The organism is Methanofollis aquaemaris, from assembly GCF_017357525.1.
In the GTDB taxonomy this organism is placed as follows: domain Archaea; phylum Halobacteriota; class Methanomicrobia; order Methanomicrobiales; family Methanofollaceae; genus Methanofollis; species Methanofollis aquaemaris.
The window spans coordinates 1162343-1175087 of the sequence record NZ_CP036172.1 but is presented as its reverse complement, the minus strand read 5'-3'; the positions used below and the strand labels follow the sequence as shown (position 1 = coordinate 1175087).

The 12745-nt window shown below is 61.7% G+C and carries 11 protein-coding genes; 5 read left to right on the top strand and 6 right to left on the bottom strand.

Annotated features, from left to right (window positions below):
* Nucleotides 1-48 precede the first annotated feature (48 nt).
* On the top strand, nucleotides 49-1245 hold the full coding sequence (locus RJ40_RS05645; RefSeq protein WP_265582376.1) for an ORC1-type DNA replication protein: 1197 nt from the start codon (nucleotides 49-51) through the stop codon (nucleotides 1243-1245).
* Nucleotides 1235-1363, top strand: coding sequence for a hypothetical protein (locus RJ40_RS05640; RefSeq protein ID WP_265582375.1), 129 nt, complete (start codon nucleotides 1235-1237; stop codon nucleotides 1361-1363). Before RJ40_RS05645 ends, RJ40_RS05640 begins: the two co-directional genes overlap by 11 nt.
* Before the next feature lie 15 nt (nucleotides 1364-1378).
* Here RJ40_RS05640 and RJ40_RS05635 read toward each other — a convergent pair whose 3' ends face one another.
* Both RJ40_RS05635 and RJ40_RS05630 read right to left on the bottom strand, forming a co-directional pair.
* Entirely contained in the window at nucleotides 1379-2473 is a 1095-nt protein-coding gene (locus RJ40_RS05635; protein WP_265582374.1) for a hypothetical protein, read from the bottom strand.
* A gap of 5 nt (nucleotides 2474-2478) precedes the next feature.
* The gene (locus RJ40_RS05630; protein WP_265582373.1) at nucleotides 2479-5784 is read right to left on the bottom strand and encodes a hypothetical protein; all 3306 of its coding nucleotides are present in this window, start codon (nucleotides 5782-5784) and stop codon (nucleotides 2479-2481) included.
* 125 nt (nucleotides 5785-5909) lie between these two features.
* Here RJ40_RS05630 and RJ40_RS05625 point away from each other — a divergent pair, with 125 nt between their 5' ends.
* Nucleotides 5910-6194 (top strand): EVE domain-containing protein, encoded by a 285-nt coding sequence (locus RJ40_RS05625; protein WP_265582372.1) that lies wholly within the window; start codon nucleotides 5910-5912, stop codon nucleotides 6192-6194.
* A 114-nt stretch (nucleotides 6195-6308) separates the two neighbouring features.
* Here the strand turns inward: RJ40_RS05625 and RJ40_RS05620 are convergent, their stop codons facing one another.
* From RJ40_RS05620 to RJ40_RS05610, 3 genes are read right to left on the bottom strand one after another with little or no spacing between them, the layout of a single operon-like run.
* On the bottom strand, nucleotides 6309-9134 hold the full coding sequence (locus RJ40_RS05620; protein ID WP_265582371.1) for a hypothetical protein: 2826 nt from the start codon (nucleotides 9132-9134) through the stop codon (nucleotides 6309-6311).
* The gene (locus tag RJ40_RS05615) at nucleotides 9131-9466 is read right to left on the bottom strand and encodes a hypothetical protein (RefSeq protein WP_265582370.1); all 336 of its coding nucleotides are present in this window, start codon (nucleotides 9464-9466) and stop codon (nucleotides 9131-9133) included. The genes RJ40_RS05620 and RJ40_RS05615 overlap by 4 nt, the downstream gene beginning before the upstream one ends.
* The gene (locus RJ40_RS05610) at nucleotides 9463-9783 is read right to left on the bottom strand and encodes a hypothetical protein (protein WP_265582369.1); all 321 of its coding nucleotides are present in this window, start codon (nucleotides 9781-9783) and stop codon (nucleotides 9463-9465) included. The genes RJ40_RS05615 and RJ40_RS05610 overlap by 4 nt, the downstream gene beginning before the upstream one ends.
* A 720-nt stretch (nucleotides 9784-10503) precedes the next feature.
* Between RJ40_RS05610 and RJ40_RS05605 the strand changes: the two genes are divergently transcribed.
* Nucleotides 10504-11022 (top strand): helix-turn-helix domain-containing protein, encoded by a 519-nt coding sequence (locus RJ40_RS05605; protein WP_265582368.1) that lies wholly within the window; start codon nucleotides 10504-10506, stop codon nucleotides 11020-11022.
* A 13-nt stretch (nucleotides 11023-11035) separates the two neighbouring features.
* On the top strand, nucleotides 11036-11452 hold the full coding sequence (locus tag RJ40_RS05600) for a hypothetical protein (RefSeq protein ID WP_265582367.1): 417 nt from the start codon (nucleotides 11036-11038) through the stop codon (nucleotides 11450-11452).
* Nucleotides 11453-12163: 711 nt separating this feature from the next.
* On the opposite strand, the gene RJ40_RS05595 is transcribed toward RJ40_RS05600, so the two are convergent.
* Nucleotides 12164-12676, bottom strand: coding sequence for a YIP1 family protein (locus tag RJ40_RS05595; RefSeq protein ID WP_265582615.1), 513 nt, complete (start codon nucleotides 12674-12676; stop codon nucleotides 12164-12166).
* Nucleotides 12677-12745: the final 69 nt, after the last annotated feature.

Genomic DNA, 12745 nt, shown 5'->3' with positions numbered 1-12745 from the left:
CACCCCGCATGGCCTACTCCTATATCCTCCGCCTCCCACCCCTCCCCCATGACACCATACCCCCACTCCCTCATGGCCGACCAGACGCTCTTTCGCGACCCCGCCCTCTTCGAGGCCGACCACCTCCCCGAGGTCTTCAACCACCGCGACGCCCAAGTCGAAGACCTCGCCTTCGCCCTCCGCCCCACCCTTCGCGGCGGCAGTCCGCTGAACACCCTGATCCAGGGCCCGCCCGGCACCGGCAAGACCACCGCGGTCCGCCGGATCTTCGCCGAGGTGGAGGAGACGACGAAGCGGGTGGTGCCGGTGCTCGTCTCCTGCCAGGCCAGGAAAACAACCTCCGCCGTGCTCCGCGAGATCTACCTCGCCCTCTTCGGCCACTCCCCGCCCACCCATGGGGCCTCGAATTCCCGGATGCTCTTCGAAATCGGCCGCACCCTTGCCGAACGGGGGGCGGTGCTCGTCGTCTGCCTCGACGACGCCAACCACCTCGTCCCGAGGGGAGTGCTCAACGGCGTGCTCATCCGCATCCTCCGCCTCCACGAGACCTGTCCGGGTGCGAGGACCGGGGTGGTGATGACCGACTCGTCGATGGCCCTCGTCCTCTCCTCCGTCCTCGACCCCTCCACCCGTTCGAGCCTCCAGGCAGGCACGATCTTTTTTCCACCCTACACCGCCGACGAGGTGCGGAGCATCCTCGCCGACCGCGTGCGGGTCGGGATCTATCCGGGGGTGGTGCCGGCGTCCGTCCTCGACGATGTCGCGGAGCGGACGGTTGGCTGCGGCGACCTCCGGGTAGGTCTGTGCCTCCTCAAGGAGGCGGTGATCCATGCCGAACGAGCGGGACGGACGGCGGTGGAGGCCGGGGACGTGGAGGCGGTGTTCGCAGTCGCCCGGCACGCCCGCCTCGCCGCCGCGGTGCAGACGCTCGCTCCCCCGGAGCGGACCGTGCTCACCGTGCTCGTCGGGATGGCGAGGCGAGAGGAGGAGACGACCTCGGGCCGGGTGTACGAGGCGGTGGCGGCGGTCGAGCCGATGAGTTACACGATGTTCTACGAGCGGGTGACAGAACTGGAGGCGCAGTGTTTGGTGGGGACGCGGCGGTGGAAGAAGGGGCAGGGAAGGACGCGGGAGATCTGGATCCCGGAGGGGGTGGAGGCGGTGCTTTCGGCGGATTCATCGGGGGCGTCGGTGCACCGGCGTACCGGCGTTGCCGAGGATGAAAAACGTCGGTATGAAACTTGACGGGGATGGGGAGGTGATCGCCGTCGACCTCGCAGAAGAGTTCGGGGCGTCGAAGTCGGAGTTGAATACGTACCGAAAAAATGAGGGAGAGAATCTTTCGCTCCTCTCCCGGGGATGAGGAGAGTTATGGATTTCACTTCTTCTTCATATGGAGAAGAAAAACTCCTCCTCCCGCAACCGCGAGGGCACCGAGGCCGACCAACCACAGCGACGACCACCCCGTCTCAGGGGCAGGCGCCGCGGCGTCCGGCGCCGGAGGCAGAGTGTCCGCCCCGATGGCGGCCGACGCCTGTCCCGCCGAGGTCACGATCGGCGCCGGCGCAGCCCTGGCAAAGACGGCGAAGATCGTGAAATGCGAGACCTTCGCCGTGACTGTGCGGGTCGAAGGATGAACCGTCGTTTCGAGCGCTTCCCATGTGCCGGTCGCACTGTCGTACCACCTGACCACGAACTGTTCTCCCGCCGCAAGGCGCTCCCACTCCTCAGGCGTGAGCGTGATACTGACCTCGATCGCCGGGTCGAAGGTCGCCCCCGCAGGCTCACCCTTCAGGGCCCGGCCGAACGGGACCGCCTCGTCATCGGAGGAAGGGAGTTCGTCGGGAGGGACGCTCTTCACCGTCACCGAATCGAGCGGCCGGCCGAAACGGTTGAGGGCCTTCACCCCCTCGTCGATGACAAGGTTTGCGTCATTCTCAGAGGTCGAGACGACGGTCCGGAACCGGGCCGCCCCCTCGCTGTCGAGATCGAGAGGAGCGTTCCCGGTGTACTCCATCACCGGTGCGGAAGACTGAACCGGTGGCGCGGAGCGATGACTGCCCGACGGCCCGCCGCCGCCCGAACCCCCCGGACCGGAAGGCTTTGAAGAACCTCCGCTCGTCACTGTCAGGTCGAGAGCGGCAGCGGTGCCCGGCACATAGACCGCCGTCTCCTGCGCCTTTGTCCCGCCGACCGAGAAGGTGATCGTCTTACCCGCCTCGCCCTCCTCGCCGCTGACATTCAATCGAGAGTCAAAGACGGCGTCGCCGCCATAGATGCCTGCCTCTCCGAGGGCGGCCGACCCGCAGGCGTGGCCGTTGATCATGGCGGTGACGACCGTACCGGCGGGCGCCGATTTTCCGTCGATCGTGACCGTGCCCGAGAACTCCATCGGGAGCAGGGGAAAGGCCAGCGCACACCCGACAAGGGCGAGGATGAGGAGGGGGACAAGCCCCCGAAAGAACCGTCCCATCGCGATCACCCCGCAAGGCCGGAGAGCGTTCCCGGTTCGGTCATATACAGCCAGTACCCCTGGTTCGGGTACACCTGCCTGCTGTCGGCATGCACATCGCTCCCTCCGCTGACGATCGCCGTCTCGAAGGCCTGCCGCTCCGGGTCGAACCCGATCAGGGTCGTCCACTTCCCGTTGACCGAGAAGAGCGCGTCCCGCGCCGAAGTGGCCCACCCGAGATCAGGTGAAAGTCTGCCGCCGCCGCCACGGCCGGCCACCGCCCCCGCGACCCCGACGGCGTTCCATCCTGTCGAGAGATTGCGTTCCGCCGGTTGAGACGGGAGTACGGTCGAGAACGTGAGAGGCACCGTCGTCGATCCGTTCGCATAGATCCAGAACCCTTCCAGCGGAGCGATCTCGTCGGCCGCCTTGAGGGCCACCCACTGCCTGCCCGCCGTGTCATAACCAAAGATCGAGTGCCCCGCCGTGTCCACCGCAGCAAAGATCGCCGCGGTGTTGTTCCCCGCGGCGAGGGCCTTCGGGACCGAGACAAAGTTCCATCCCGGCGAGAGAGCGGTCACGTTCTGGGCTTGAGACGGTCCGGGCCTGACGCTCTTGTTGATCATGAACGCACTGCCGGGAACGGCCGTGCCGTCCGGGCCCGTCTGGACGATCGTGAGGAGGTTGAAATCCTTCCCCCTCTCCTCTCCGGAGTACCAGGAGAAGTAATCCGGATCCCAGACCTCGCACACGGCCCTGAGATGCACCTGCACATCCCTCTCCGCGGGATATGCGAGGCTCCACCCTTTGATCGTCGTGACCCCGTATTCGTTTCCGGAAGTGATCTTGTTGCCGTCGACCTCGATGATGTACCGGATCGCCGACCATCCGTCTCTCCTCGATTCGATCTTCAGGTCGTTATCAGACGGGAACGGCGAACCCTCGCTGTTTTTCGGGATAAGGGTGATGAGGGTGTTGAATTCCTCTTCATAATATCTACCCCCGAAGGGTTCCGCAAGGGAAGGATGCACGAAGGCGTATTTGATACCATAGTCTCCGGACTCAGGATACATCATCTCCGAGCCCCCGTAGAGGGTGAAGTTCAGAGAGTCCTTCACTGTCCCGTCCGGGCCGGAGACCGTGACCGTGTAATTTCCTCCGTCAAGGGCCGAGAGATCCACCTCGACATCCCACGCATCCGATGAAATCGACCTGACTTCGGTCTCCCCCGATGCAAGGACCGTCGTCTCGTTGTACGGGGTCAGCGTCCAGTCGAGCAGCGTCCCGGCCGGGAAGTTGGACCATCCATCGAGCCGGATCTTCCCGTCGGCGATCCGGCCCTCGTTTGAATAGAACGATACGTCGAAAAAGAGGTACCTGCACTCCTCCACCTCGAAGGAGAGTTGAACCGCGGTATCGTCACAGGATGAGACGGTATCGGCGACGGTCTGTGCCGCGTCCTGCGGCGAAAGCGTGCCGAGGTCAGTGACCGTGCCGTGGGTATCGATGATTCTCAAGTCGGACGCGTTTTCCGGGTGGAGGGGGCGCACATCAAACACCTCGTCTTCCATGGGGTGCTGGACGATGACATAGTAGTCGCCTGAAAGGTTGACGGTCTCCTCCGGACTCAGGGAATACTGCCACCTGTTATAGTATTGTTCTGTGATGGTCTCCATGACCGGACCGTTCTCTCCGAAGATCCAGATCCTGATGCCGGGAGGGTTCCCGGTCGGCCTCACATCGATCCGGAGAGAGTCGCCCTGCCGGATAATGGTCCTGCTCATCGAGGCCGATACAGAGGGTCGAGGGAATTCAAGAGATATGCTCTGGTAGTTCACGCCCTCCAGATTCTTTGCGCCTACATAACCGTTCTCGTTCGTGTCGGCACTGGCGGCGTAGACGGTGTAGGTGCCCAGCTCGCCGGTGTCGGCAAGGACCGAGGTGTCCCAGCAGTACTCCCAGGTGTCGTCGCACTCGACGCTGCGCCTGACAAAGGCGCCATCGGATGTGGGTTTCGCAGGGGTAACGAGCGAGACGCCGTCGGCGTGGAGGCCTGGGCCGGTCATGAAGAGGTAGACGTCGTTGCTGTCGGTGCTGGTGCCTGAGAGTCTGATCTCATCGCCGAAGAAGTAGGGGCCCGGGCCATCGGCGGCGATGGTGAGTTCGCCTTCTTCGATCCGCACCGTCACCTCGGCGTGCTCTGAGACATCGTCGGGGTCGACGACCTTGATGGTGTAGGCCTGCGCCGCGGTGGCGGTGGAGGTGTAGAACCCGAGGGTTCTGGTGCCGGAAGTGGTGGTGGTGACGATGGCCGCCGTGCGGTTGACGGTCGCACCGTCGGCGTCCTTTGCACGTTCATCGTTGGCAAGGGTGTCGGCACCGGTATCGGACGCACCGGAAAAGAGTGCCCCATCCATCGGGGTCACGCCCGGCTGTCCGTGTTTGAGCTGCGGGTACCGGTTGGCGGGGATCCCGGCGTCTGTGATGTAGAGGTAGTAGGCCTTTTTGGCGTCCCCGCAGATCGTCACGGGAAAGTCGTAGTTCCTGTTAATTGATTCCCTGTCGGTTTTGATGGACAGGCCGGTCTCGGAGATGGTGAAACAGATCTTGTTGGAGCCCGTGGCATAGTCGTCAAAACTTTCGGGGCTGTCCCAGACTGCCTGGACGCTGTAGGGGCCGGGTTCGAGGTCTTTGAGGGAGGCGTCGTTCCCGGCATAGACTGTCTGGGCGGTGAGGTTCAGTTTTTTCAGGTCCACGTCGCCGATCCCGGAGACGACCGTGCCGTTCGGGATCCTCAGTTCGATCTTGGCCTGAGCATATGCGTCGCCGTCGCGGTAGGAGAGTCCGACCTTGCCGGAGTTGATCTTGAAGGCGATCCTGGTGCTCGGGGCCACGGTCTGGTCGGCGACCGAGACAGTGTGGCTATCTGCAAGGACGATGTCGAGGGTGAGTTTGGGCTTGCAGAGGTAGACCTCGACGTCCGAGACACTGCCATTCTTAAAATGGGCGAAGTAGGTGCCGAAGTCTTCATCTCTGTAGGCATAGGAGGCTAGATCTTCCTGAATCCTGTATGCCGTCCCGTCCTTCTGAAATGTAAACTGGTTTTCTATATCATAATTCGGGTTGTCGTTCGTGTACCTGGTGAGGTACTCGAGATCTTCCCCGGTCTCCGCAAACACCGTCTCGTTGAGCGCGGAGAAGTCGAGGTTTTTCGAGTCCTCGTACGCAAAGAAGGTGTCGCCGGCCGAGATGTTCCGTGCCGCCCCCGGCCCTGCGAGCAGGCAGAGTCCGAGGATGAAGAGCATCATATATGCTGTTCGCTCTGAAACCATGGTCCAGTCCTCATGTTTTTTTTGTGCACATGCCGGAGGGGCTGAATCGTCACAGAGCAAATCTGCGGGTTTTTTTAAGAATATTGAATGTTTGAAGATTCCGAAACGGGGGGATATGTCCTCCTGTGCTTGGAAGGCTATCATGTACCGTCTACAATAAATTTTTCGATATTATTCTTATTCATATGTGGGCGGCGAGGGTCGCGGAGCACCCGACACATCATCTCTGGGGCGTCCCGAAACGATATCTCGCCATCATCAACAGAACCCGACCCGGCGACACCCTCATCGTCTATGTCGGGCAGCAGGGGATCGACAGGGACACCCCCGCCTTCGACCCACCGATGGAGTTCAAACCCCTGATCTCACCTTCATCACGACAGGAGGCAGGCGATGAGGGTGATCGCTGAGGAGGACTATGCGTACATCATGAAGACGGCGGAGACGCCGCGGAGGTGGACCCCGCGTTCAACCGCGATTGATGGTAAGGAGTTGGGCCGCCGGTATCGGAGGATCGAAGGGGATCACCCCCTCACCCCCCGCCCCCCGTTCCACTCCCTCACCACCCTCGCATAACATCTCTCGCACAACACCGCCCGCCCGTCCTCCGAGCGGTACGCCGCCCGCCCCGCGTCGCACACATCGCAGCGGCCGAGATCGGTCGTCACCCGCGTGAACTCCCGGCGGTCGAGCACGCCGGGGAGAGGGATCGTTCCCGAACATTCTTTCAGCAGACCCCCCTGTTTTTCAGCGATCTTCAGCAGGTTTCGGCAGGTGCTGTCATTCAACAGGCGGCGTGGTGTAGTTTGATCGCGATTATCTCCGCCACACGGTGAGATCTCGGGATCAGTTTCAGCATTCCGGGGATCGCACGCACACCCACACCCGGACACCGGGGCACCGGTGGTGCTGTGTGGGGGTGTGTTCTGCTGTACTTTACTCTTGAGAGAGAGATCTATCTCTCTCTCTGTACCAGTACCGTGAGATTCAGCGCCTTTCCTGGCGTTTTGATCATGACAGCAACTGCTGAAATTCTGCTGAAAATCTGCTGAAATGCTGAAATCGTCGTCACCCCCCGGACCGGGACCGGGGTCATGCCCACCGTCCTCGTCGTCCTCATCACCACCGACGATCCAGACCGCCGACCCGCATGCCCACCGTCGGTACACCTCCAGGTCGAAGAGAAAGAGATGCTCCCGCCGCCGCACCGCACGCCCGTCCTGGTCCTCGGTGACCATGGTATCCAGGTAACTGATCGCCGGGCACTTCTCCAGCAGTCCCGAGTACGTCGTGCCGCGGCTCTCGTACCCCAGAAGAATCCGGCGGGTCTGCTGGTACGAGAGCCCGAGCGCCTCCTGCAGCATTCGGACCGTGAACTGCTCCCACCCCATCGTCGCCACCGTCTCCAGGGCCGCCGCCTCGTTCTTCGTCAACTTTGTCTCCTGCCCCCCGGCGTCGCCGTTGATCGCCGCGTAGATCCGGGCCGCGGCGGCGAAATCCTCGCGGTTCGCGCGGATGCCGCCGCCGTAGTCCTCGCGCCCGAACCGGTGCAGCAGCGCCGAGGCCTTGATGAGGTCGAAGAGGATGACCGGGTTCCTGCGGTTGGCCGAGGAAGAGAACTGCACCGCCTCGGCGTACGGCACCGAGACGTGGAGGCGCTCTTCCTTGAGCACCTCCCAGATCGCCCGGCAGACCGGGAGGTCGGGATCTTCTTCGTCCTCGTCTTCGTCCTCCTTCACCTCCCGCGTCTCCGCATGTTTCCGGTACCTGAGCACCCGGTCGTCCTGCCGAATCGTGTCGTCGATCCAGGTGGTGAGCATCCGGTTCATCACCTGGTCGTCGCCGACGTCCTCGACTTTCGCGAGCCACCAGACGCAGCGTTCGGGTATGCGGCATATCTGGAGTTTGCGGTCGTTGGTGAGGGTCTGGTGCTCGATGCCTTCCCTGAAGTTTGCGGTGGCGGCCTTGAGCACCTGCTGGAGGTCGTCGGAGAAGGAGACGTCGTCGAAGAGGAAGACGGTGCCCGGCCTGAGTCGGTCGTTGTAGTAGAGCGCCTTGTCCGAGACCGTGCTGGCGAGGCGGTACGCGGCCGGCACCTGCTTGAGCATGGTGTTGCACGCGTGGGTCTTGCCTTTGCCGGAGATGCCGGAGATGGCAACGTGCAGCCCGCTGGTGTTCTTCACCGACTGCGAGGCGAGGGACATCACCAGGCACTCGGCGACGATGCGGTCGCCGACGTGCTCGCGGCCGAAGGTGTCGAGGAGGAAGGCGAGGGGGTCGCCGCGGGTGAGGATCTCCAGCGCCTTTTCCCGATGGACCGGTTCGGGTGCCGGAGGGATGGGTGGAGGTGGCGGCGCCGTTGCCTTCCGCTTCTTCTCGTACATCCCGCGGAGTTCCGGCCACCGCTGTGTTCCGCCGCCGCAGGAGGCGTGGTGGCACCCGGCATAGATCGCGCCCGAGGGGAACTGGACCGCAAACGCCCCGTCGTGGTGCGCCCCGGAGAAGGGGCAGTCCTCCAGGACAAAAAGGGTGCCCCCCTGCCAGGGTTTGGCGCTCCGCACCGAGATCCCGTGCTCGAGGAGCCATGCGCCGAGGTCGATGCCAGCCTTCCCTTTCCGGGGCGGTGCCGGGGCTCCGGTGGGGAAGCGGTCGGCGATCTTTTTGAGCAGGTCGGCGTCGGCGGTCTCCGGGTGGTCCGGCACCGCGAGGAGTCGTGCCCGCCGGTGCGGGCGCTCGGGGGTGTGGTCGCCTTTGCGCGAGCAGGTGCCGTAGAGTTTCCAGATGCGGGCGGCGTTGAAGTTCGCGGTGTCGACGACGACGACCTCGTCGGAGAACAAGGCGTCGAGGGTGACGAGCACGCCCTTCACGAGGGCCGTCGCCGCCTCGTCGTTGGGCAGATCGATCGCATAGAGCAGGTGGGCGCCGTTGCCCGAGTCGGCCGCGATCGGTGCGGGGAAGCCCTGCTCCGCGAGCCAGCGAGCGATCGCGTCGGCCCGCTCGATCGCCGCGTCGTGTTCCGCGTCCGTCGACGACACCCCGCTCGGCCGCACCGGGTCGAGGTCGATGGGCAACCACCGGCGTCTGAGGATGTCGGCGTCGCTTGTGGTCGGGTCGCTCCTGGTCAACCGCATCTTCACGCGGTTCGCCCGCCTCGCGAGGAGGGCCGGGTCGACGACGTTGAGCGTGACGTACGTCCCCTTCGTCTCCGGGTCGGCGTCGAGCGCTTCGGCGGCGGCCGCGAGTTTTGCAGAGTCGTCGAAGTAGCCCGAGTGCGTGAACCGGTCGGCGAGGGCGCGGAGTTCCACGACACCGCCCCCGGAGAAGAGGGCGGCGAGTGCCGCTTTGATCACGGGCACCCCTCCGGGATCAGCGGAAAGAGCGGCGCCGAGGCGGCCTCGCCCCGCACCACCCGCCGCACGCTCACCAGCGGCACGATGAAGTGCCCGACCGTCGTGAAGACCTTCACCGCCCGGCCCGCGGGGTTCACCGCCGCGTGCCCGACGATCGCCGTCCGGCCGGTCACCGTCCCGTCTTCGTTCGTCTCCACCTCCTCGGTCGTCACCGGCACCGTCTTCCCCCGCGAGAGCAAGGCCCGCAGATCGTCGGCGGCGATCCGGAAATGTCCGCGGCCGACAAAAATGTGGAGCGTCTCGTCGGCGCCCGGACGGAGCGTGCCGTTCATGCCTCCTCCCCCCGCGTCACCACGGTGATCGTATAGAAATGCATCCCGCCCCGCCGCACATGCAGTTCGGCGAGCGCCTCGCCGCAGCGGTGGACCGCCGCCGTCACCATCTGGGGCACCAGGTAGAGCGGCACCGGATCGATCGCGGGTATATCCTCACAGGTAGAGGAGAACGTGGCAGTCATCGATGGTCCGGTGTTGGCGCACAGGTGGTCGCGGGGGCTGCCGTCTCGTACCTCCTGAGTTTCCACCATAGCCCTGCTCTTCGTGCTGTTCCTCGTCCCCCTGCCGGGGACCGCGTGAGATAGTTTTTGCATGGTTTTTCTTCCTCCGGTGCGGTCCGCCGCCGTTTCGTCCTGACGAGCGGCGGCGGCGCACTGAGGAGAGGGAGGGAGTGGGGGGATAAAAAGAAGAGGTAAATGGACCGAAAGTCGGAATGTCGGCGGGGGGAGGTGCGACATTCGCGACGACTCTCCCGACAAAAATGATCAGGTGTGCCGCCACCCGATCGCAGAAATTTCACTGCCCTCTCGCGCCGGGGAGAGAAAGATTTCGGAATTTCTATGGATACTCAATATATAATATGAAATTCCAGATCGTCATAGGCCCCCATGTCGAGCGAACTCACTGAAGAAACCCTCTTTATTCTGAATCTACTTTACAAAAGGAGAAGCGTACGATCAGATAGGGGGTATCACTCAGAAATGTTGAAAAAATTATACCTAAAAAAATTTCCCGGCCGCGATCATCTCTCATTCAAAAAAGCCCTGAAAATCTTGCTGAACGAAGGATATATTACAAAAATCGCGAAAAAAGAAGACAAATATTACATTTCCAACATCAGTAAGGCGGTCTCAGCACTGGAAAACCATGGATATTCCGCTTCAAAGGGGCTGTAATATCGGCCTCCGGAACAATGCACAAAATTTTTATCACCCGCGACAATATTAGTGATCACTCCATTGATGCATCAGTATGCATGGTTTCCACCAGGACCGAATGTGAAGATCATTCCCATCAAAAAAATTGTGATAGATATGATTCGTCCGTTTGAAGGGGTGTTCGGGAACACCTGTGAATTACGGCTTCTCGAATTCCTTTTACCACTTGAAGGCATGGAGTTCAACATCACCGAACTCTCGGAAGAAGCAGGCGTGAGCAGGAACACGGTCGGGAAGGTGGTCAGGAAGTTTGTCGAGTGGGGTATCCTCACCGCCGGCACCGACCAGATTCCCAGATACTCACTGAACCCGGCGTCGCCGATCGTCCGGTCACTTGATATCCTGAACAATTCGTTGATCGGACGGATGCTTGGCGACGAGAACGTTCGGGAAATTCATGACTATCTCCGAGAGGATGCGTCCGCAGCCGACATCTCAGATATTGAAACCTCGACTGAAGAGGAGTGGAAGAACTTCCCTGTCAGGCCCGCGGCAGGAAACGGATGGGGTGCCGGGGACGGGTGGTGCGTCGGTGAACCCGACTCACTCTCCCCTGCCCCTCCGTACGCGACAGCAGACGATTATGACAGAGGATTTCCCGGATATATCAGGTAGGAGATAGATGCCCATGGCAAAAGATGATTTCTTCAGAAAAGAACTGGTCGCAGAACTGCGGCGCATTGAACTGATGATGAAGAGGGCGGAAACGATTGAGAAGAAGATCTACTATTTTTCCGCAGCATACGGGATCACCGGCCGGACGCTCAGATATTCTTTTGCGGAGGACTATCTTCTGGCCGACTTTGTTCTCAACACCAGTTATAACGGGTTGATGGAACGGTTCAAACGCCTTCGTTCGGGAGATGCAACGGTCGAACTCGAACCGGTTCATTTCGAACGTATCCAGGATGGTCTGAGGATGCTTGCCGATGCATTTGAATCGGAAACTTCAATTCTCGCTCCCCTGGAACAGATCCTGACGGCAATGTATGCAACGACCGGACCTGGAAATTATCTGCGTGAGAAGGGGCAATTAAATCTTTAATTGGCTCTGTAGAAATCTTCTGGACATTTATCTTTGGCGGGGGGCTTGGCCGCCCCCCGGTCCCCCCGCGGAAGATAAGCGGTGGACGGCATTACGATCTTCATGGCGATTGATTGTGCCTTCCTGGCACTATCTTCATCCCGGGGGTCCGGGGGCAGCGCCCCCGGCCGAAGAGGGGGGAAGGCGGGCGACACACATCCCCCCCACAATAGGTGAGGTTTTCTACAGAGCCCTTTAATTCGATTCTGTTGGAATTCTCTTCTCAGGTGAGAATGGAGGGGGCCGACCTTATCCTCGCCTCTCCTGAGACTGCAAAGGGTGGGGAAGTGCTTTCCTGTGTTCTTCATACGTCATACCGCAGGGTACGGACCAGACCCCCGTGAGGGCGATAGGGGGGATCTCTTGTTGGTGGATCAGAGGGGGGCCGTCAGTTTTGATTGAGTGCGTGCTCTCTCGTACGGGTCTTCATGAGAAGTGTGTCGCCGTCTCACGCCGGGGGACGTGCCGCCCCCGGACCCCCGGCGAATGGCGATAGACGTGGATGGCAGAGCAGTGGATCAGGTAGGGACCGTCAGTTTTGATCGGGGTGTGTGCCGCCCACGACCAATCTTCATGATGAGGGGGACCAGGGGCCGCAAGGCCCGCGGTCCCCATCGCAGAGGCGATTTATCAGGGGGTTTCCGACCGCCACCTGGTCTCCCTCAAACCTCCCTACACCCAGGTGATTCTTCCTGGCGCAAGCCAGAAGACCGAGAAGCCTGGGGTTACGGCAAGGACGGCGAGGACAAGGAGAGGGATGCCAAAGACCAGGACAAGCGCCAGGGCCGCCTCCCCTTTCGAGAACTCCTGGAGTTCCTGGAGCCCGAAATAGAGAATGACAAAAGACCAGAGGAACCCGACGAGGGCGACGCCCGGGATCCATCCGAGGAGCGCCGTCGGGGTCAGCCCAAGGATGACCACCTTGAAGGTGGTGCCGACCCCGCTCCGCCCGCCCAGCCCATAGACAAAGAGATGGAGCCAGAACCCCCCGAGACAGACGACCAGAATCGACGAGACCGCCACCGGCAGGAGAAGTTCGGGGGTGAACCCGCTCGTCATCGCGAGAAGGACGGTCATGAGCAGGTTGAAGAGGACGATCCCGAGGCCGTATACAAGGACCGCCCCTGCACTCATCGCTCTCACCTCCTGAAAAGCCCCGGCAGGATGGGTGAGTGTTCGTATCATCAGATGAAGATAGGATGCACCAGGCGTAGTCGGGTTCATTTTTTTCCTCACTCAAGAAAGAAATTTTGT